Origin of the sequence: Streptomyces sp. NPDC021093, assembly GCF_044333135.1 — a bacterium.
Taxonomy (GTDB): Bacteria; Actinomycetota; Actinomycetes; order Streptomycetales; family Streptomycetaceae; genus Streptomyces.
Genome location: NZ_JBIRQJ010000002.1, coordinates 149,560 through 170,898 on the forward strand (window position 1 = coordinate 149,560; position 21,339 = coordinate 170,898).

Below are 21,339 nucleotides of genomic sequence, written 5' to 3' on the forward strand. Positions count from 1 at the left end.
TCCACGCAGAAATGGAATAGGAAATGTCACAGCCATGGCTGCCCCCCGACGGGGTGACCCGCACCTCCGAAGTCATCACGGTATCCGCCGGTATGTTCAAAGGAGGGGAGTTCCGGTGCCCCGCCTCCGACGCGCTCAAGGCCCGCGGCTACCACACCGCCAGCCCCGTACGGCGACGCCGCGAACAGTTGGAGCACTTCGCGCTCGGCCCTTTCATGGCTGCCTGCGACGCCCGCTTCCGGCCCTCCGGCAGCCCGCTCCGGACACGTAGCGCGCCGCCGCACGACGGTCTGAAGACCTGGTCGGACCATGGCGTGAAGACGTACGAAGCGGCTTTTCCCATCGCTCCGGAACGCCCCTTGACTGAGGTTCCCGACCCTTGGACGTACCGCTACCGGCCCTCCGGCCCCGCCCTCCGGAACACTCAGGAGTACCGCTTCACTGTGTGGGGCCGCTGCCTGGCCTCCGCCGACGGTTCCTACCGCGAAATCAGGCTGCCCGTGCACCGCCTGAACCGGGACCTGCCGCCCGACGGGTTTACCGCCGCAGTCGCCCTGGTGCTGGCCGAGGGCGCTCCCGGGCCGCCCCCGGAGCACGTACGGATCGTGGAGTTCGCGCTGTTCGACGGTCGTACTCGGGAGCTCTTCGCCGGCAGCCGGGCGCAGGCGGTCGCTCGGTACCGCGAGCACGGTCCCGATGCCTTGACCGCCGTACTGGACGGACGGGAGTACCGCCCTGGTTCCGCCTGTGGAGAGTGCCCCTACCTGTCGGTCTGCCCAGCCCTGCGGGCGGCGCCCGGACTGCTGGGCGTCGAGGCGCGGGGCCGTCCCCGTCGCACCTGGTCGGTCACCAACGGACGCAACTACCGGGCCTGCCCTGCCCGCGACCACATGCGTCGCCTGCACCTGCCCAAGGCGGACTCCGTCGAACGCGAGGTGACGGCTGAGCGCGGCCGGGCAGTGCACGCCTATCTCGCCGACCGGCACGGCCACGGATCGCCTCGACCGTGCACGGCCGAGGTCCCCGGGGATTGGGTGACGGATGGATTCGATCTGCCCGACCACGAACGCGCCCTCGGCGCCCTGCTATTGCGTCGGCACGTCTCGGTCTGCCCTCTCAGGTATGTCAGGGACGGAACAGACCTGCGCACCGAGCCCCGGGTGGTGCGGCACGACACTGCCGCCGACGTGGTGGTGATCGCAGCACCCGACCTGCTCTACCGGGACGGCGACTCATGGGTGTGGCGCGAGACCAAGACCTCCGCCAACGAGCGGCGTTCCAACCGCCCGCTGCTGGAGCTCTACCCCCAACTGGCCCTGGCGGTCGTACTGATAGCCCGAGGTGACTTGGGCGGCACCCCGTCCCGCGCCCGGGTCGAGCTGGAGGTGTTGCGCCCCGGCGGTGCCGACCTGGAGATCATCGACCCTTTCGCCCTTGCCAACCGAACCGCTGCGGAGGAAGTCCTGCGGGGGATGGTGACCGACTGGTACGGGGACGATCACTACGAGGCGGCGCCCGGACGCTCCTGCGAGCGGTGTGAGGTGGCCCGCTGGTGCTCGGCATCACCCATGCCCGGGGCCGTGGCATGAGGGCGGGCGCGGCCCGCCGGACCGACCGGCCGGGCAGGGGAGAAGCGCCCGAGGGAGGAGGCAGCGAACTCTTCCGCGAGCTCGCCTGCATGGTGGCGGCTCTCGCCGAGATTCAGGGCCTCCGGTCGTTCGCCCTGCCCTACCCCCGCTTTGCCCAGCAGGCGCTGGACCGCACGGTGGGGCACTGTCTTGCTGCGGGGGAGACTCCACCGCGGAGTCTTCCGGAGCTGTGGGAGTGGTGCCGGACCAGGCCGGCTGATGACCGGCTCTTCGCGGTTCCCGCTGCCCTGATCACCCCGGACACAACCCTGGTGCACCCGATTGGTCGGATGCCGACCCGGTCGTGCCTCGAAGTCGCCTCCCACGGTTCGGATGGGGGCGTGGCGGCTCATGCCCGCGCCCTTCTGGGAGACCTGGAAGCGCGGTGCGGAACGGCCGAGCGCTATCGGCAGTGCCGGAAGTTCCTGGCGCGCCACCCCGTGGTCCATCAGCAGGACCGCTTCGGGCCCAGCTGGAGCAAGGCCGTCTGGAGCCGGGTCAAGGAGCTCTACGGGCCACTGCCCGAATTCCTGCTCGTCGACGGCGTCTTCCTGCGCTGTCCTTCGTGTGGGCTCCCCGCCCTGTCCCGGGATGGGAAAGTGCCCGTACTCGGACCGTCCGCCGCCGCTGCGGACTTCTGGTGCGAGGGGGAGGAATGCCCGCGTGACGATCCTCCGGAACTGATCCGTGAGCCGGAGCAGGCATGGATCCTCCAGCGATCACTGCGGACGTTCCTCGCGCTGCCGCATCGGACCGAAGAGGCCGCCCGGGACGCACTGCATCACGCTGGGATTGACCACGAGGCCCTGTCGGGGCCCCTGTCTGCCTACCGGCTGGGGGACACCGGCCCCGGAGTCGTAGATATCGAGGTGTACGACCGCCTGCAGCCGTCCCTCCTCGCCGCACATCTCACCGACCGTGCACCCCTCGCGGACCGCACCCTCGTCGTGGTTCCTGTCACGCTCGCCGGGCGGGACGGTTACCGGGAGGCGTTCACCGACACCCTGCCTGCGCTTCTGCGAAACCGGTTGATGCTCACCACGCCCGTGGACCTCGTGCCCGACCTGGTACGAACACGCAGAGAGGAGAAGGGAGATGCGTAGCATTATCCCACCCCTGACCGACGTACTCGATGCACTCCAGGCGTTCTTGGGGCCGTCCGCGCCCAACAAGAACATTCTGGAAGCCTTCTGCCAAGTAGAACTCGGCCTGTACCTCCAGCAGAAGCTGATGCCGGGCCGCCCCGCGGGCAGTGCCTGGGTTCTGTTCAGCGGGTACGGGTTCGCCGGGGCGTACGGAGCGCCACTTCCACCGGACGCCAAGCAGACGCTGCGCGTCGCCCGCTACTCACTGTGGACGCTGCGCAGGAGCCGTACCTGGTGTGAGGCGTTGGAGAGTTATCAGCTGTTCGATCCCAGGGTGCGCGGCTACGACGTACCGGACACTGAGTCGCCCGCCACTCGCCGCGAACTCTCCGTCGCCAGCGACCGCTTCTCCGTCTACGAACAACTGCTGCGTGCCGCGCCGCCTCTGGCGGGCACACGCATGACGGTCGCGGGTCAGGGACCGCACGCCTTCTCGGTCAGCCGCACCACGGCCGTCGTCGACCTGCCGCGCGTCCCCCACACCCCCCTCGTCGCCCACGACATGAACGTGGAACCGGCCGGTGGCGGCGAACCTTTGGTCTTCACCAGGAAGAGCCTGGAGCGCACTGCGGCAGAGATGGACGCCGTGTACGCCCGCGCTGGCGGAGAAAGGGCACCGCGCTGGCTGGAACGGCTGCGGGCCTTCGACCTGTCCACCAAGGAGAACGGCACGTTCCACAGAGCCGACAAGAACGAGGACTTCACGTTCACTGTCGACGGTATCCAGCACCTCCTTGGCATTGTCGGCGCGGGCAAGAGCACGCTGCGCGACATCATCGCCGTCCATCTCGCCAAGCTCGGCAAGCGCACCACCATCGTGGTTACCGATGTCGCGGAGGTACTGAAACTCGTACGTCTCTACGATTTCTACACCGACGGCGCCGCCGCACCCGTACTCGGCTTCACCGGGAGGGAACGGCATGCGCAGCGGCTGCACCGCCGACTGGCAGGCCGGGGCGAGCACCGGCTGCTCGCCCATGACGAGCCCGCCTTCGCCTATCTGGGGACCTCCTGCGTGCTCAACATCAGGCGGCAGGGGGTCAGTTCGTCCACCGAACCGCTCGCCTTCGGTGAGGCGCCCTGCTCCAGGCTTCGGCCGCCGTCGGATGCACGGCACCACAAGGGCGGCGGAAAGGCTTCCGAATGGCAAAAGGGAACGACGAGCTGCCCGTACTGGTCCGTCTGCCCCCGGCACCACGGAGCCCGCACTCTGGTCGGGGCCCTGATCTGGGTGGCCACGCCGGCCGGACTGATCGACGCCTCGGTGCCACGTCCACAGAACCCCGAGCGCATCCGATACCTCGAACTCGCCTGCCGCCGCAGTGACCTCGTGGTCATCGACGAGGCCGACCGCGTGCAGATGCAGCTCGACCAGATCTTCGCACCCGCCGTCGTCCTCGCCAGTGACGAGGACAAAGGCCTCATCGACCAGTTGAGCCGACACAAGATCCGGGAACTCGCGGCGAGCGGACGTACCCAGCTCTCCGAACGGGACGTCGAAACCTTCGTTGCTGCCCTCACCACCGCCGGATTGGCCACCGACCGGCTGTACGCGATGCTCGTCGCCGGATATGAGCTGCGCAACTGGGTGCGGACGGGCTACTTCAGCGCCTGGACGCTTCAGATCGGACTGCTCGACGAACGCTATGCAATCCCCGAAGGAAGCGGGCCGGAACACCGGAACCACGCTCCGAGACAGGACCTCGGCAAACTCTTCGACGCCTTTCGCGACAATCCCTTCGGTGACCGCCGTCGCAGAACGGACGAGGACTTCAGCCGACTCACCTCCCTCCTCAACGAACTGCTGCACACCGGCAACCCGGAAAACACGCGGCGCCGCCTGGCCGAAGTCATGGACGAGGTCTTCCACATCGATCAGCAGCACATGGCTGACCGCCAGCGGGAGTACAAGGAGAAGTACGACGAGTGGCAGCGCGAGGAGGAAGAACAGCAGAAGAAGCGCGGGCGCCGCCGGAAGCCCAAACCACCTCCCCAGACCCCCGGGCAGTGGCGGCAGAAGCTCGCCGAACGCTTCGAATTCACCTTGCTGCTCAGCGCTCTGGAACCTCGGCTCGCCATGATCAATGCCATGTGGCCCCGGGTCGAGGCCGCTCTCAGCCTGCGCTACAACACGATGTACCGTCGGCCGCTCGACTACGGCCCGATGGTGCCCGAGGCCCCCATGGGAAATGTGCTCGGCTTCCAGTTCCGGGTCGCGGGCGAGGACGACGGCGGAATCCGCAGCGGCGAGCTGACCTTTTTCCGCTGCAGCGGCGTCGGACGTGAGCTGTTGCGCGCCGTACCGCACCTCGCCTCCGTCGACAACAGGCCCGGCGCCCATCTGCTACTCATGTCCGGCAGCAGCTGGGCGGGTGCGTCCAGCCGCTACCACGTCTGTGTCCCGGTCGGAGTGATCATCGAGCCACAGCCGGAGGTGACCGAACGCATCGCGAACGAAAGCTCGATGCGCTTCGAGTTCATCGATGATGGCGACGAGAAGCTGCGTCTGTCCGGAACCCACCCGGACGATCGCCCCGAGAAGCTGCGTCGCATTGCCACCTACCTCGGCGCCGGAGAGTACGACGCCCCCGAAGGCGGCCCACTGCAGCGCGAGTTCCTCGACCTACCCGTAGGACGCGACCAGATCCTCCTACTGGTCGGCAGCTACGCCGAGGCGCGCATCGTGGCCGACACTCTGCACAACCTGAATGCCCGCTGGCGCAGCAAGGTGCTGTGCCTGGTCTCCGACGACGAGGAGATCGACCCGGAGGACGAGGCGCCCTCCGCCTACCGCGCCCGGTCACTGCGCCGGGGCGATGTCGAACATCTGAAGGACCTCGGGGCGGACATCCTCGTGGCGCCGTTGCTTGCCGTGGAGCGGGGCCACAACATTCTCAACAAAGACGACGAAGCCGCCATCGGCACGGTCTACTTCCTGGCACGGCCCAACCCTCACCCCGAAGATCTGTCCCTGGCCGTCCACGCCGTCAACGACTGGATCGTCCGCGCTGTCACCGGTGGCGACTTCGACGCCTGGGCTCAGGGACATTCCTCGGTCGAGGAATTCGCCAACGAGGTCCGGCGCCTCGCGCGCTCGTACTGGTACCAGGTGCTTGACCGCTCGATGGCGTGGAGCCGCCTCGGTGACAAGGTGAGGGAGCAAGTCACCTGGGACATGCTGGTCCTGATGTGGCAGGTGATCGGTCGGTTGGTGCGCGGCGGCGTACCCGCCCGTGTGGTCTTCGTCGACGCCGCCTTCGCCCCGAACCGCGCCGCCGTACCCTCGCGAGCCGACACCCCCGAGTCCAGCCTGCTGCACAGCGTGCTCGCCGTACTGGAACCGTACTTCGACGGCGATACGAAGAGCGCGGAGGAGCAGTTCATCGCCCGCTCCCTGTACGACCCGCTCCGGCGCATGCTCACGCGCCTGCTCGACCCTGCTCCGGTTCCTGCTCACCCTTAAGCGCCTAACTCCAGCTTTCAGGAGGCAATTCGTGTATCGCACCATTCGCTTCGCGGCCTACGAACCCGACCCGCTCCAAGGACCGTGGCGGGAGGAGATGAAGGTGCTACGGCTAGGAGAGGAGCTGCACGCCGAACTCATCAGGATGCAAGCCGAGGCCGGCAAAGGCTCCGTACGCCCCGACCGACTCCCCGTACGCAGGCTCAACTCCCTGCTCCAGGCGATGGCCCCTGGTGTCATCGCGACGGGCCGCAACGCCGGAACAGACGGCCGCCTGCCGTGGCTCTACGCGAGGGAAGTTGTCCCGCCTGAGGTGCTGGCCCCGGTGATCGGCACCTGGGCTGCGGGCACATACGAGGAGGAGGAAGACACCGAAGGTGCCGACCTGGAGGAGAGGCTCCGCTCCGTCGACCCGGCCGAGGCTGTCCAGCTGCCACATTGGGTGACCGAACCGATCGACCTCACCGAGACCGTGACGTCGGCGGGCGGAACCGCCGAACCTGCCGCACGGCTCTACAACCTGCTGCCCGAGTGGGTCGCCTTCCGGCTGGCCGCCCGGACGTTCCGTACCGGGGGCAACACACTCCACTTCCGCGTAGAGAGCTCGGGCAACGGTGCGCGACTCGTCTCTTGGCCGCCCCAGCGGTACGAGAGCCGGCGGCAGACCTGGTACTACTCGGCCTGCCTCAACATCACCGTCCACACAGTGCCGTTCGCCCCACGGTTCCGCGTCCACGTCTCCACCCAGGTGCGCCGCTGGGCCACCAAGCTGGACGTACGTCCCCACCAGCTCGGTGGTGCTACGGTCCTGCTCGATGTTCCGTTGCCATGGCCGGAGGGGCCGGACCGGGGCCACCGACTGATGGCGAACACCCTTGGCTACGACCGACGGCTGAAGGAACTGGCCTGGCGCCACCACAGCCCCGCGCCTCTCATGCCCGAGTTGGACATCGTTCGCAACTACCCGCAACCCGCCGAACTCTTCACCCAGCCGGAACGCTGGATCAACGGGTCCGGGGACGTAGCCGCCGGCATCGTTTACCACCCGTCGATCGGCCCCCACCAGGTCGGGCCGGGGCTGATGCCGCGGGAGCGGGCGGATCTGGACGCCTGGGTCGAGGAAGGATTGCGCCCCGTACTGACCTGGGTCCCCGACCTCACGCGGGTTACCCGAAGCAACACCCCCTCGCTGCTTCCCCGTTCAGGCACCGAGCGGGGGCCGGGCGTCCGAGAAGCGCAGTTGGCTTTGCAACGGCGGGCGGCGCTGGCGCGCGCACTGAACGGCTGCCCCCTGGAGATCGATGTCTTCTGGCAGTCCTCGGAGACTCGCGCCGCACTGCTCGCGGAACTGCCGAAACTGGTCGGCTTTCCTCCTGGGGAGCGCGTGGGGCCGCCCGAGGACGACACCTGGCGGTGGTGGGGCGAGGGGGTCGAGATGTATGTACGAGCACGGCCCGCGGGGCCCCTGGCCGAAGCCCTGCCGGTCTCCCGTGAGCGTAGGAGCACCCGGGCTGTCCGGCTGGCCGAAGCCGTCGAAGGGCGCTGTCGTCTCGTGGCGGACCAGATGGTCCCGCGACGTGACGGGGTCGGAGTCGTGATCGCGGAGATCGCAGGCAGGGAGCGATTCGCCGCCGTCCCTGACTCCGACCCCAAGCACGCGCTGCGCATAGCCTGGGCGCGGCAGGGCCGGCTGAGCCAGTTCGTCAACCTTCCCGACGACACCGACGGCGGCCTGGAGCACCGGGCCAAGTGGACCTGGCTGGATACCTTCCGGCAGCTCGGTGCGATCAGCCCGCCCGCTCACCGGGTGGGAGCAGGAGTTCCCGGCGACCTCCAATACGTGGCGCTCTGGTTCGTACGCCACACCAGGAAAGGGCCCACGAGGTGCCCCGTCCGCCAACTGGTCGCGGTGCGAGTCCGTCCCGGGGACGGGCCAGGCATTGTCGAGGGGTGGGACGCCGAGCGCGCCGAATGGGTGCCGTACCCGAAGTTGCTGTTGCTGCTCTCCCAGGCAGTGGACCCGGCGGCGGAAAGGGAGAAGGTGACGGGAGGCCATGGCGACGGCGAGGCCGACCGGAAAGATCTTCGGCCCGCTGCCCGCATCGGTGTAGAGCAGCAGAGGCAGCGGGAGACCGAGCGGCAGATCCGGGCACTGCTCTTCCATATCCGTGACCGTCCGACGCTCCTGATGGCGGACACCGGCAATCTTCGCCAGTGCTGGCCCGGCCTCCGCAATGGTGAGCTGCACCGCGACATGCTCGGCTTCGGCGCCGAATCCGCTCAGCGTCACACGCTCTACGGCGACGACCTGCGGGTGGTGCTCGTACGGAATGCCAATGGGAGGGAAGAAGTAGCGGAGTGGTACGCCCACGATGCCAATGGCAGGGTTGGCTTCGCCGAGGGGGTGTGGGGGATGGCGCAGTCAGAGAGCCGTGTCTTCGCGAGTACGGCCTCGACGCCGCACACGGTGGCGAAACTACCGAAGGGACTCATGAAGTTGGCACCCACGGTTCAGGGCCGGGCAGCACCAGGGAAAACTGCCTGGAACCCGGGGCAGCTGGAGATCACTGTGCTCGGCTGCCTGTCGGAGAAGGCGCTGGCGGACTCCGGGCGCGAAGGGGAGCAACCTGACCGGCCGGTGGAGTGGGCGACGCTCACGCACCAGTTGCGCTACCACGACGACTACCCACCACTGAGCCGGCCCCTGCCGCTGCACTTGGCGCGCCGCGCTGGCCAGTACGTACTTCCGGTGGCTAGAACGACGGAGGAGGGAGAAACGTCATCCGCTTCATGAGCGAGCGCCGCCTGTATGGGGCACCTTAATGAACGAGGCTGGCAGCAGTCACTGTCCCTCCGGTGAGGGGCACGGCCGAACGTGGCCATGATGCGGGGGGGGGGCTCCTTTTACGGGAGTGCCACGCGCCATTGCCATCTCTGCCGTGACGCCCGTCTGATGCTCTAGCGGCCTGATGTCCGCCAGAAGCAGACGAGGACCGCACCGGAACTGTGGTTGCCTCTGAGGTTATCTGGGTGACATGCTCCCGATGACTCATCATGTGGAGAGCGTGGTTCGTGAGCCGTCGCTCGTGGTTCAAAGTCCCAGAAAAGTCCCAGGGGCTCCGTCACACCCCACCTCACCTCGTATTTGCGCAGGTCAGGAGGGGTGTGGTGATGCCATTCAAGCAGGATCTCAGATGTCCCGGAAGATCTCGATCTGCGCGCCCACCGAGTTCAGCCGCTCCGCCAGGTCCTCGTAACCTCGGTTGATCACATACACGTTGCGCAGTACGGACGTGCCCTCGGCTGCCATCATGGCGAGCAGGACGACCACGGCCGGCCGCAGCGCGGGCGGGCACATCATCTCGGCGGCGCGCCAGCGGGTCGGGCCCTCGACCAACACCCGGTGCGGGTCGAGGAGTTGGAGGCGCCCGCCGAGCCTGTTGAGGTCGGTGAGGTAGATCGCGCGGTTGTCGTAGACCCAGTCGTGGATGAGGGTCTGGCCCTGGGCCGTGGCCGCGATCGCCGCGAAGAAGGGGACGTTGTCGATGTTGAGGCCCGGGAAGGGCATCGGGTGGATCTTGTCGATCGGCGCTTCCAGCTTGGAGGGGCGCACGGTCAGGTCCACCAGCCGGGTACGGCCGTTGTCCGCGCTGTACTCGGCGGAGCGGTCGTGGTCGAGACCCATCTCCTCCAGTACCGCCAGCTCGATCTCCAGGAACTCGATCGGGACGCGACGGATCGTCAGCTCGGACTCGGTGACGACGGCCGCGGCCAGCAGGCTCATCGCCTCGACCGGGTCCTCGGAGGGGGAGTAGTCGACATCGACGTCGATCTCCGGCACGCCGTGCACGGTGAGGGTGGTGGTGCCGACGCCCTCGACCTTGACGCCCAGGGCTTCGAGGAAGAAGCACAGGTCCTGGACCATGTAGTTGGAGGACGCGTTGCGGATGACGGTCGTGCCGTCGTACCTGGCGGCGGCCAGCAGCGCGTTCTCGGTCACCGTGTCGCCGCGTTCGGTCAGTACGATCGGGCGGTCCGGGCCCGCCGACTTCTCGACCTCGGCGTGGTAGATGCCCTCGGTGGCCGTGATGTCCAGACCGAACCGGCGCAGCGCGATCATGTGCGGCTCGATCGTGCGCGTACCGAGGTCGCAGCCGCCCGCGTACGGCAGCCTGAAGCGGTCCATGCGGTGCAGCAGCGGGCCCAGGAACATGATGATGGAGCGGGTGCGGCGGGCCGCGTCCGCGTCCATCGACGCCATGTCCAGCTCGGCCGGCGGGACGATCTCCAGGTCCTTGCCGCCGTTGATCCAGCGCGTACGGACGCCGATCGAGCTCAGTACCTCCAGGAGGCGGTACACCTCCTCGATCCGCGCCACCTTCCGCAGGACCGTGCGGCCCTTGTTGAGGAGGGTGGCGCAGAGCAGCGCCACGCACGCGTTCTTGCTGGTCTTCACGTCGATGGCGCCGGACAGGCGACGGCCGCCGACCACTCGCAGATGCATCGGACCCGAGTACCCCAGCGACACGATCTCACTGTCGAGGGCTTCACCGATTCGGGCGATCATCTCAAGGCTGATGTTTTGATTGCCGCGCTCGATCCGGTTCACCGCGCTCTGGCTGGTGCCGAGCGCGTCCGCGAGCTGCGTCTGGGTCCAGCCCCGGTGCTGACGGGCGTCACGGATGAGCTTGCCGATGCGTACGAGGTAGTCGTCTGCCATGGGCGGAAGGTTATCTCAGATATGAGATGAGAACTCACTCGACTGGTCCAGAGGGGTGACGGACCTGCCGAACCGTCAGGTCGGCCCACCGGCCTTCAGTCCGTCGCCGGTGCGATGTTGCGGTTGTGCCGGAAGAGGTTGCCGGGGTCCAGTCGGCCCTTCAGCCGTGCCAGCCGCTCGTAGTCCGCGGCCTCGTAACCGCTCCTGGTCTGCGCTTCCGATGCCCGCTCGCCGTCCCCGAACTCGAGGGGCAGCGCCCTGCCCAGCGTTTGCGCGGCGAGCGCCGCCCGCAGGTCCTCCTGCACGGAACGGGCCTTCGCCAGTGCCGCGTTCCCGTCGACCGGTGTGATGAGGTGCACAAGGTACGAGGCGTCCCGGTGGCCGACCGCACCCCCGCCGTCCGCCGGTGTCCGAGCCAGCGCGCCCCCGAGGTGCCGCACGCCGAGGACGCACATGATGTCCGCTTCGGGCCCGCTCGCCTTGACCACGGCGGCCAGCGCGTCCTCGTCGAGGCTGTCGACCAGCACGTTCGTCGCGCTGTACGCGTGCGGGAAGGGCGGGTCGTTGTAGATCTCACCGCTGTCGGTGTACGGCAGCTCGCGGAGACCGTCCTTGAGCGGGGCCGCGACCGCGCGCAGGGGTGCGACCAGCCGCTCGCCCTCCTCGGCCGGGCCGTTGAAGGCGACCGTGACCTGGGCGACGTACCGTCCGCGCAGTTCGTCGGGGAGCATCGGCAGGTCCGGGTACGCGATGAAACCGATCGACGAACTCAGTGTCTCCGGCACGGTCCTCGTCCACGCGGCCCACGTCCGCATCAGCGCTTCCGCGTGCTCCCCGTCGAAGAGCAGCCCGCCGCCGTAGACCCGCTCGACCGGCACCAGGCCCACCTCGATCGCGGTCACCACCCCGAAGTTGTGCCCGGCGCCGCGCAGCGCCCAGAAGAGGTCGGGATCGCTCGCTCCATCCACCCGCCTCAACTCCCCGTCGGCGGTGACCAGTTCGGCCGCCCACAGTCGGTCGGACGCGAAGCCGAACTCCCGGGCGAGGATCCCGATGCCGCCACCGAGGGTGTACGACACCGCGCCGACCCCCGGAAAGGATCCGCTCAACGGCGCCAGTCCGAACCGCGCCGCCGCCTCGACGACCTGCTGCCACCGCACCCCCGCCTCGATCCGCGCGGTGCGGGCCCGTGCGTCGATGCGCACCCCGGTCATGGCCCGCGTGCTGACGACGACCCCGCCCTCGTTCGCCACGGACAGCCCGTGCCCGGTGGCCTGCACGGCGACCGGGAGGCCGTGCTCGCGTGCGTACCTCACGGCGGCCCGTACGTCCTCGGCGCCGCGCGCCGCGACGACCACGGCCGGCCGGTGCCCGTAGGCGGTCTGGAAACCGGCGAGTTCCGTGTCGTACCCCTCGTCACCGGGACGGAACACGGAACCCTCGACGGCCGGGAAGTCCTTGCTCACCACTGTGCTGCTCCTCAAGTCGTTGCCGCACGAGCGGCGTTGGCCCTGTGGAGAGCACTGTGGTGTGGATACATGACAGCTTCCGTCATGTATCCGAAGCGGTCACAGATCCGAAGCGGTCACAGATCCGCTTCGGCGCGGACCCCGACCAGTGAGCCGGTCTCCATCGCCACCCAGAGCGTCCCGTCGGGACCGAGCGCGATGCCGTGCGGTTCCGAGGCGGGGGAGGGGAGGTCGTACGAGTCGATGCGGGAGCCGTCGAGAGCGATCCGGCCGACCCGGTTCGCGCCCCACTCGGTGAACCACATCGCCCCGTCGGCCCCCACGGTCAGTGCGTGCGGTCGCGCGGCGCGGTCCGGCAGCTCAAACTCGTCGATCCGCCCGGTGGCGTCGATCCGCCCGATCTGCCCGGCCATGATCTCGACGAACCACATCGCCCCGTCGGGGCCGGCCGCGAGGCCGACCGGACCGGCGGCCGGGGTGGGCAGCGGATGGATCTCGGCGTGGCCGTCGGGGGTGATCGAGCCGATCGCGTTGGCCTGGTTCAGCGTGAACCACAGCCGGTCACCGCCGGGACCTGCGGCGATGGCGGACGGGAAGGCCCCGGGGGCGACCGGCAGCGCGAAGTGGGTGATCGAGCCGTCGGCGGCGATCCGGCCGATCCGGTCGGTGTTCATCTCGGTGAACCACATCGCACCGTCGGGCCCCGCTGTGATCCCGTACGGACCAGCCTCGGGCAGCGGATGTGTGCGGAGCTCGCCGTCGGTCGTGATCCGGCCGATCCGGTGGCCCTGGTACTCGGTGAACCACAGCGCCCCGTCGTCGGGGCCCGCGGTGATCACCGTCGGCCCGCCGTCCGCGTGTGCGAGCGGGTACGAGGCGAAGGACCCGTCGGGGCCGAGCCGCCCGATGCTTCCCCCGTGCACCCCGGTGAACCACATCGCACCGTCCGGGCCGGCCGTGACCCCGTACGGTCCCGCCTTGCCGTCCGGCACGGGAACGTCGGTAATGGACATGCGGGGGCGTGGCACGGGCATTCTCCTTGACCGGGTACGAGGGCATGCGGGAGCGCCCCGCCCGCGCCGTGGCGGGTCGAGGAGGCTACCGGGCATGACCGTACTGCGGCCATGTACTAGAGTTATCTCGACATCGAGATATCTGCCCAGCGCGCCGCAGTCACCACTTCTCGGTAAGGGTTACCTAACTAAGCCTTACCTTAGCGGGTCGGCCCGGAGTCGTGGCGGCAGGATTGCTGTATTGCGGTAGAACGCGCACATTTTTTGAATGAAGGAGACTGTCGTGTCGGCGAACAGCTTCGACGCCCGCAGCACGCTGCGCGTGGGTGACGAGTCGTACGAGATCTTCAAGCTGGACAAGGTCGAGGGCTCCGCGCGCCTCCCTTACAGCCTGAAGGTCCTGCTGGAGAACCTGCTCCGCACGGAGGACGGCGCGAACATCACCGCCGACCACATCCGGGCGATCGGCAGCTGGGACTCCCAGGCACAGCCCAGCCAGGAGATCCAGTTCACGCCGGCCCGCGTGATCATGCAGGACTTCACCGGCGTGCCCTGCGTCGTGGACCTCGCCACCATGCGTGAGGCCGTGAAGGAGCTGGGCGGCGACCCGGCGAAGATCAACCCGCTCGCCCCGGCCGAGCTGGTCATCGACCACTCCGTCATCGCCGACAAGTTCGGCACGGCGAACGCCTTCCAGCAGAACGTGGAGCTGGAGTACGGCCGCAACAAGGAGCGCTACCAGTTCCTGCGCTGGGGCCAGACCGCCTTCGACGAGTTCAAGGTCGTCCCCCCGGGCACCGGCATCGTCCACCAGGTCAACATCGAGCACCTGGCGCGCACGGTCATGGTCCGGGGTGGCCAGGCCTACCCCGACACCCTCGTCGGCACCGACTCGCACACCACCATGGTCAACGGCCTGGGCGTGCTGGGCTGGGGCGTCGGCGGCATCGAGGCCGAGGCCGCGATGCTCGGCCAGCCGGTCTCCATGCTGATCCCGCGCGTCGTCGGCTTCAAGCTGACCGGCGAGCTCCCGGCCGGCACGACCGCCACCGACCTGGTGCTGACGATCACCGAGATGCTGCGCAAGCACGGCGTCGTCGGCAAGTTCGTCGAGTTCTACGGTGAGGGCGTCGCCGCCACCTCGCTGGCCAACCGCGCCACCATCGGCAACATGTCGCCGGAGTTCGGCTCCACCGCCGCGATCTTCCCGATCGACGACGAGACGCTGAAGTACCTCCGTCTGACCGGCCGCGACGCCCAGCAGGTCGCGCTCGTCGAGGCGTACGCCAAGGAGCAGGGTCTGTGGCTGGACCCGGCCGCCGAGCCCGACTTCTCCGAGAAGCTGGAGCTGGACCTCGCGACGGTCGTCCCGTCGATCGCCGGTCCGAAGCGCCCGCAGGACCGCATCGTCCTGGCCAACGCCTCGCAGCAGTTCGCCGTGGACGTCCGCAACTACGTCTCCGACGACGAGGAGGCCGGCAAGGAGTCCTTCCCGGCGTCCGACTCCCCGGCGGTCTCCAACGGCGTTCCCACGAAGCCGACCCTGGTCACCATGGCGGACGGCTCGTCCTTCGAGATCGACCACGGCGCGGTGACGGTCGCGGCCATCACCTCCTGCACCAACACCTCGAACCCGTACGTGATGGTCGCCGCCGCGCTCGTCGCGAAGAAGGCCACCGAGAAGGGCCTGACCCGCAAGCCGTGGGTCAAGACCACCCTCGCCCCGGGCTCCAAGGTCGTCACCGACTACTTCGACAAGGCCGGGCTCACCCCGTACCTCGACAAGGTCGGCTTCAACCTGGTCGGCTACGGCTGCACCACCTGCATCGGCAACTCGGGTCCGCTGGAGGAGGAGATCTCCAAGGCGATCAACGACGCCGACCTCGCGGTCACCTCGGTCCTCTCCGGCAACCGCAACTTCGAGGGCCGGATCAACCCCGACGTCAAGATGAACTACCTGGCGTCGCCGCCGCTGGTCGTCGCGTACGCCATCGCGGGCTCCATGAAGGTGGACATCACCAAGGACGCGCTCGGCACCGACCAGGACGGCAAGCCGGTCTACCTGGCCGACATCTGGCCGACCGAGGCCGAGGTCAACGACGTCGTCGCCAACTCCATCGGCGAGGACATGTTCAACAAGTCCTACCAGGACGTCTTCGCGGGCGACGCCCAGTGGCAGGCGCTGTCGATCCCGACCGGCAACACCTTCGAGTGGGACAACGAGTCCACCTACGTGCGCAAGCCCCCGTACTTCGAGGGCATGACGATGGAGACGACCCCGGTCGAGGACATCGCGGGCGCCCGTGTGCTGGCCAAGCTGGGTGACTCGGTCACCACCGACCACATCTCCCCGGCCGGTGCGATCAAGGCCGACACCCCGGCCGGCAAGTACCTCACCGAGCACGGTGTCGAGCGCCGCGAGTTCAACTCGTACGGCTCGCGCCGAGGCAACCACGAGGTCATGATCCGCGGCACGTTCGCCAACATCCGCCTGCGCAACCAGATCGCGCCGGGCACCGAGGGCGGCTTCACGCGTGACTTCACGCAGGCCGACGCCCCGGTCTCGTACATCTACGACGCCTCGCAGAACTACCAGGCCGCCGGCACCCCGCTGGTCATCCTGGCGGGCAAGGAGTACGGCTCGGGCTCGTCCCGCGACTGGGCGGCCAAGGGCACCGCGCTCCTGGGCGTCAAGGCCGTCATCGCCGAGTCGTACGAGCGCATCCACCGCTCGAACCTGATCGGCATGGGCGTCCTCCCGCTCCAGTACCCGGAGGGCGCCTCGGCCGCCTCCCTGGGGCTGACCGGCGAGGAGACCTTCTCGATCACCGGTGTCACCGGCCTCAACGAGGGCGGCATCCCGGAGACGCTGAAGGTGAAGGCAGGCGACGTCGAGTTCGACGCCAAGCTGCGCATCGACACCCCCGGCGAGGCGGACTACTACCGCAACGGCGGCATCCTGCAGTACGTGCTGCGCAGCCTGATCCGCAGCTAGTACCGGGCATCTGACGGCGAAGGGCCGCACCCCCTCCTGAGGAGGGGGTGCGGCCCTTCGCCGTACGGCCAGGACTGGAAGAGGAACAGGACTAGAAGAGGAAGCGGTACTTGTTCCAGCCGCCGGTGCCGATCTGCACGCGCGCCTTGTACGGAGCCGCCGGGTTGCCGGTGCCCGAGTAGCGCCACAGCGTGCCGTCGTTGCCGCGGGCGACCAGGTCGGTGATGCCGTCGGTGTCGATGTCGCCCGCACCCAGGAGGGTGTTGTACGTGTTCCAGCCCGCGCCGATCCTGGTGCGGGGCTTGAACGGCGCGGCGTAGTTGCCCGTGCCCTGGTAGAGCCAGAGCGTGCCGGCGGAGTCCCGGGCGACGATGTCGGCCCTGCCGTCGCCGCTGATGTCGCCGGTGCCGGCGATCTGGGTGTACTGGCCCCAGCCCGCGCCGACCTTGGTGCGGGAGGTGACGGTGCCGTTCTCGTACCCGAGGTAGATCCACAGCACGCCCGCGCCGTCCCGGGCCACGAGGTCGTAGCCCTGGGCGCCGCCCAGGTCGCCGGGCGAGAAGACGCGGTTGTAGGTGTTCCAGCCGCCGCCGATGTGGCGCTGCTCGGCGACACCGTCGTTGTAGTAGAGGTGGCCGTCCTTGGTGAAGCCCCACATGGCGTTGGCGATGCCGTCGCCGTCGTGGTCGGTCTGGGTGGCGCCCTTCATGAAGTCCCACGTGTCGTTCCCGTACTGGGCGGGCAGGTAGCCGCCCTTCCAGTCCGGGTCGTAGACGTAGATGCTGTCGGCGGTGACGCCCAGCAGGGGCTGGAGCACGGCGGTAGCACCGGCGGCACGGGGCGCGGCGGCGCGCAACGTGTTCTGCGAGGCCGCGGCCTTGCCGCGGACCCCGTCCTGCAGGCCTGCGGCGGACCCGTGCGAAGGCGCCGGGGCGTCCCCGGCCTGCGCCGTGCCGGCCGTGGCGGCGACGAGCGAGGCGGCGAGCGCGGCGACGGTGAGGCGGGACAGGAAGCGTCCGCGCCGACGGGAGGGGAGTGCTGCCATGCATGTCTCCAGCGGTGAAGGAGCCGCGGCGCGACTGGTGTGAAGAGTCGCGTCACGCAGTCGTCTTGATAAGTGCACGACATCTTCACATGTCAACTGGGGTGACGCCAGGGGTATTTGGGGCGGGAGGGAAGAGGCGGTGGATGCCAGTGATTCCTGCAGAGATTTTAGGCTAGCCTTACCTAAGTTTCATTGGGTCAGGGTGGTCATCGGAGGTATGCGGTGGGGGCAACAGCCCTTTCGGGGCGGGACGTTCTGAGGCGTTCGCTCGTCGGGCAGCGGCGGCATCTCGCGCTCGGTGCCGTGTTCGGCGCAGGGCACCAGGCGGCCGAGGCGCTGGTTCCCGTCTTCATCGGCCTCGTCATCGACCGGGCCGTGGGCCGCAGCGACGGCAGCCAGCTGCTGTGGTGGCTCGCCGGACTCGCGGTGCTGTACGTCGCCCTCTCCTTCAGCTTCCGCTTCGGCGCCCGCGCCGGCGAACGCGCAGCCGAGACCGCCGCCCACCACCTGCGCACCGCACTCGTGGGACGGATCGTCGAACCGGCGGGCGGCGCGGACGAAGGGCGCCTGCCCGGCGCCCTGACCAGCATCGCCACCGAGGACGCCCGGCGCGTCGGCGCCGTCTGCATGGCCTTCGTCCTGGCCGTCGCCGTACTGAGCGCGATCCTCGTCAGCGCCGTGGTGCTGGTCCGGATCTCGCTGTTGCTCGGCCTGGTGGTCCTGCTCGGCACGCCCCTGCTGCTCTGGCTCGGTCAGCTCCTCAGCAAGCCGCTGGAGCGGCGCAGTCACGGCGAGCAGGAGCGCGCCGCGCACTCCTCGGGCATCGCCGCCGACCTGGTCGCCGGGCTGCGGGTGCTCAAGGGCATCGGCGCCGAGTCGGCGGCCCTCGCCCGCTACCGGGGCACCAGCCGCGACGCGCTCGCCGCGACCCTGCGGGCGGCTCGGGCGCAGGCGTGGCAGGGCGGGGTGGTCCTCATGCTGACCGGCGTTTTCATCGCCCTCGTCGCCCTGGTCGGCGGACGGCTCGCCGCACGCGGCGACATCAGCATCGGCGAACTCGTCTCGGCGGTCGGCCTCGCCCTCTTCCTCCTCGGCCCGCTCTCCGGACTGTCCCGGCTCGCGGCGGGGTTCGCCCAGGGCCGGGCCTCGGCGGCGAGGATCGCGGAGGTACTGGGGGCCGCACCCGCCGTCACAGGCCCCGCGGGTGAGGCGCCGTCGGACGTCGCCGCCACAGGCCCCGCGGGCGAGGCGCCGTCGGACCCCGCCGCCACCGGCCCCGACGCCGGTCGCATACGGATGAGCCGCGTCACCCACGGCACCCTCGACGCCGTCGACCTCGCCGCCGAACCCGGCGAACTGCTCGGTGTCGTCGCGCCCGACCCCGCCGACGCCGCCGCCCTGCTCGGCTGCCTCGGGCGCCGCAGCGACCCCGAGAGCGGTTCCGTCGCCCTGGACGGCGTCGGGTTCACCGCCCTCGACCCGGCCCGAATACGTACCGCGGTCCTCGTCGCCGACCACGACGCCGACCTCTTCGAGGGCACCCTCGCCGAGAACATCGCCGCCGCCGCACCCGAGGGACACGACCTCGGCCCGGCCCTCGCCGCCTCCGGCGCCGACGAGGTCGCCGACTCCCTGCCGTACGGCACCGAGACCCCGGTCACCGAGCGCGGCCGCTCCCTCTCCGGCGGCCAGCGCCAGCGCGTCGCCCTGGCCCGCGCGCTCGCCGCCGACCCGCCCGTGCTCGTGCTCCACGATCCGACCACCGCCGTCGACGCGGTCACCGAGGCCAGGATCGCCGACGGCCTGCGGGGCGTCCGCCGGGGCCGTACCACCCTCGTCGTCGCCACCAGCCCGGCCCTCCTGGCCGTCACCGACCGGGTGCTCTTCCTCGAAGGCGGGCGCGTCACCGACACGGCCGCGCACGCCGAACTCCTCGACCGGTACGACACCTACCGCACGGCGGTGCTCTCATGACGACGCTCACCAACGAAACCAGCGAGACCAACGGATCCAACGGATCCAACGGATCCAAGAGGGCCAAGGGAACCAAGGGAACCGAGGGAGCCCCCACCGCGAAGGGCGCGCCCGGCAAGCGCCGGGACACCGGGCTGCTGCCCATCGCCACGCCCGCCAGGACCCGCGCCGCCGTCCGTGAACTCGCCCGCCCGCACCGGCTGTTGGCGCTCGGCGGCTTCGGCACCCTCATCGTCGCGACCGCCGTCGGACTGCTCCTGCAGCCGCTGCTCGGCCGCATCGTCGACCTGGCCACCGGCCGCGGCGGCGCCGACGCGATCACGGTCGTCGTGGCGCTGCTCGTCGCCGTCGCCGTCGTCCAGGGCGTACTGACCGGCGTCGGCCTGTCCCGGATCGCCCGGCTCGGCGAGACCGTACTCGCCGGGCTGCGCGAGCGGGTCGTCGAGCGGGCGCTCGGACTTCCGCTGGAGCGCGTCGAACGGGCGGGCTCGGGAGACCTCACCGTGCGCGTCACCGGTGACGTCTCCCTCGTCGCCAACGCCGTACGCAGCGCGCTGCCCGAGCTGGCCCGCTCGGTGGTCGCCATCGCCCTCACCCTGGGCGCGCTCGCCCTCCTCGACTGGCGGTTCCTGCTGGCCGCGCTGCTCGCCGTACCCGTGCAGGCGTACACCGCGCGCTGGTACCTGCGCGGGGCCGTCCCCCTCTACGCGGAGCAGCGCGTCGTCACCGGGTCGCTCCAGCAGCAGCTCCTCGCCACCATCGGCGGGGCCACGACCGTACGGGCGCTGCGCCTGGAGCGGGCCCACAGCGAGCGCGTCACCGCGCGCTCGGGAGCCGCCGTGGACGTGACGATGCGGGGCGTACGACTGGTCCTGAGCTTCTACTGCCGACTGCACGTCGCGGAGTTCATCGGCCTCGCCGCCGTCATCGGCGCCGGGTACTGGCTGGTCCGCGACGGCTCCGCCTCGCTCGGCACGGCGACCGCCGCCGCCCTCTACTTCCACAGCCTCTTCGGGCCGGTCAACGCCGCGCTCGTACTCCTCGACGACGCGCAGAAGGCCACCGCGGGACTCGCCCGGCTCGTCGGCGTCGCCGATCTGCCGCTGCCCGAGGAGCCGGAGCGGCCCGCCGTGCCGCGCGACGCCTCCGTCACCGTGACCGGCCTCGGCCACTCCTACCAGGAGGGCCACCCCGTCCTGCGGGACATCGACCTGACCCTCCGCCCGGGGGAGCGGGTTGCCCTGGTCGGGGCGAGTGGCGCGGGCAAGACCACCCTCGCCAAGCTGGTCGCGGGCATCCACCGGCCCGGCACGGGCACGGTACGGATCGGCGGCGCGGACCTCGCCGACCTCGGCCCGGCGGCAGTGCGCCGCGCCGTCGCCCTGGTCACCCAGGAGACCCATGTCTTCGCGGGCCCCCTCGCCGAGGACCTGCGCCTGGCCAGACCGGGCGCCTCCGTCGCCGAACTGCGCGAGGCGCTCGCCCGGGTGGACGCCCTGACCTGGGCGGAGGCGCTCCCCGACGGGCTGGACACGGTCGTCGGCGACGGTGGTCACCGGCTCACCAGCTCCCAGACCCAGTCGCTCGCCCTGGCCCGGCTGGTCCTCGCCGACCCGCCGGTCGCGATCCTCGACGAGGCCACCGCGGAGGCGGGCAGCACCGGCGCCCGTGCCCTGGAGAAGGCCGCCGCCCACGCGGTGGACGGCAGGACCGCGCTGATCGTGGCGCACCGGCTCACCCAGGCGGCGACCGCGGACCGCGTGGTCGTCCTCGACGCCGGGCGGATCGTCGAGACCGGCACGCACGACGAACTCCGGGCGGCGGGCGGGCGGTACGCGTCGCTCTGGGAGGCCTGGGCCGGTACGCGCGGGAGCGTGCGCTGAGATA

Annotated in this window: 11 protein-coding genes; 7 read left to right on the plus strand and 4 right to left on the minus strand. The window is 69.8% G+C overall.

The genetic code is table 11. The features are described 5' to 3' along the window. Window positions 1–23: 23 nt before the first annotated feature. From ACH4SP_RS05855 to ACH4SP_RS05870, 4 genes are read left to right on the plus strand one after another with little or no spacing between them, the layout of a single operon-like run. Window positions 24–1,589 carry a PD-(D/E)XK nuclease family protein gene (locus ACH4SP_RS05855; RefSeq protein ID WP_398409821.1) on the plus strand — a complete coding sequence of 522 codons (1,566 nt, stop codon included), beginning with the start codon at window positions 24–26 and terminating at the stop codon, window positions 1,587–1,589. After that, window positions 1,586–2,731 carry a hypothetical protein gene (locus tag ACH4SP_RS05860; protein ID WP_398411739.1) on the plus strand — a complete coding sequence of 382 codons (1,146 nt, stop codon included), beginning with the start codon at window positions 1,586–1,588 and terminating at the stop codon, window positions 2,729–2,731. The genes ACH4SP_RS05855 and ACH4SP_RS05860 overlap by 4 nt, the downstream gene beginning before the upstream one ends. Then, window positions 2,724–6,236 (plus strand): hypothetical protein, encoded by a 3,513-nt coding sequence (locus ACH4SP_RS05865; protein WP_398409825.1) that lies wholly within the window; start codon window positions 2,724–2,726, stop codon window positions 6,234–6,236. The genes ACH4SP_RS05860 and ACH4SP_RS05865 overlap by 8 nt, the downstream gene beginning before the upstream one ends. A gap of 31 nt (window positions 6,237–6,267) precedes the next feature. Beyond that, complete coding sequence (locus ACH4SP_RS05870) at window positions 6,268–9,030, plus strand: pPIWI_RE module domain-containing protein (protein ID WP_398409828.1); 2,763 nt, start codon at window positions 6,268–6,270, stop codon at window positions 9,028–9,030. Between the two features lie 396 nt (window positions 9,031–9,426). Here ACH4SP_RS05870 and ACH4SP_RS05875 read toward each other — a convergent pair whose 3' ends face one another. The 3 genes from ACH4SP_RS05875 to ACH4SP_RS05885 form a co-directional block, all read right to left on the minus strand. Continuing rightward, complete coding sequence (locus ACH4SP_RS05875; RefSeq protein ID WP_398409830.1) at window positions 9,427–10,956, minus strand: helix-turn-helix domain-containing protein; 1,530 nt, start codon at window positions 10,954–10,956, stop codon at window positions 9,427–9,429. A gap of 95 nt (window positions 10,957–11,051) precedes the next feature. After that, window positions 11,052–12,422 (minus strand): FAD-binding oxidoreductase, encoded by a 1,371-nt coding sequence (locus tag ACH4SP_RS05880; protein WP_398409834.1) that lies wholly within the window; start codon window positions 12,420–12,422, stop codon window positions 11,052–11,054. A 119-nt stretch (window positions 12,423–12,541) separates the two neighbouring features. Next, window positions 12,542–13,438 carry a virginiamycin B lyase gene (locus ACH4SP_RS05885; protein ID WP_398411741.1) on the minus strand — a complete coding sequence of 299 codons (897 nt, stop codon included), beginning with the start codon at window positions 13,436–13,438 and terminating at the stop codon, window positions 12,542–12,544. A gap of 283 nt (window positions 13,439–13,721) precedes the next feature. On the opposite strand from ACH4SP_RS05885, the gene acnA reads away from it, so the two are divergent. Beyond that, entirely contained in the window at window positions 13,722–16,433 is a 2,712-nt protein-coding gene (gene acnA, locus ACH4SP_RS05890; protein ID WP_398411744.1) for an aconitate hydratase AcnA, read from the plus strand. A gap of 91 nt (window positions 16,434–16,524) precedes the next feature. On the opposite strand, the gene ACH4SP_RS05895 is transcribed toward acnA, so the two are convergent. Beyond that, window positions 16,525–17,478 carry an FG-GAP repeat domain-containing protein gene (locus ACH4SP_RS05895; RefSeq protein WP_398409837.1) on the minus strand — a complete coding sequence of 318 codons (954 nt, stop codon included), beginning with the start codon at window positions 17,476–17,478 and terminating at the stop codon, window positions 16,525–16,527. A gap of 222 nt (window positions 17,479–17,700) precedes the next feature. Between ACH4SP_RS05895 and ACH4SP_RS05900 the strand changes: the two genes are divergently transcribed. Then, complete coding sequence (locus ACH4SP_RS05900; protein ID WP_398409844.1) at window positions 17,701–19,452, plus strand: ABC transporter ATP-binding protein; 1,752 nt, start codon at window positions 17,701–17,703, stop codon at window positions 19,450–19,452. After that, window positions 19,449–21,335 carry an ABC transporter ATP-binding protein gene (locus ACH4SP_RS05905; protein ID WP_398409880.1) on the plus strand — a complete coding sequence of 629 codons (1,887 nt, stop codon included), beginning with the start codon at window positions 19,449–19,451 and terminating at the stop codon, window positions 21,333–21,335. The genes ACH4SP_RS05900 and ACH4SP_RS05905 overlap by 4 nt, the downstream gene beginning before the upstream one ends. The last annotated feature ends 4 nt before the right edge of the window (window positions 21,336–21,339 follow it).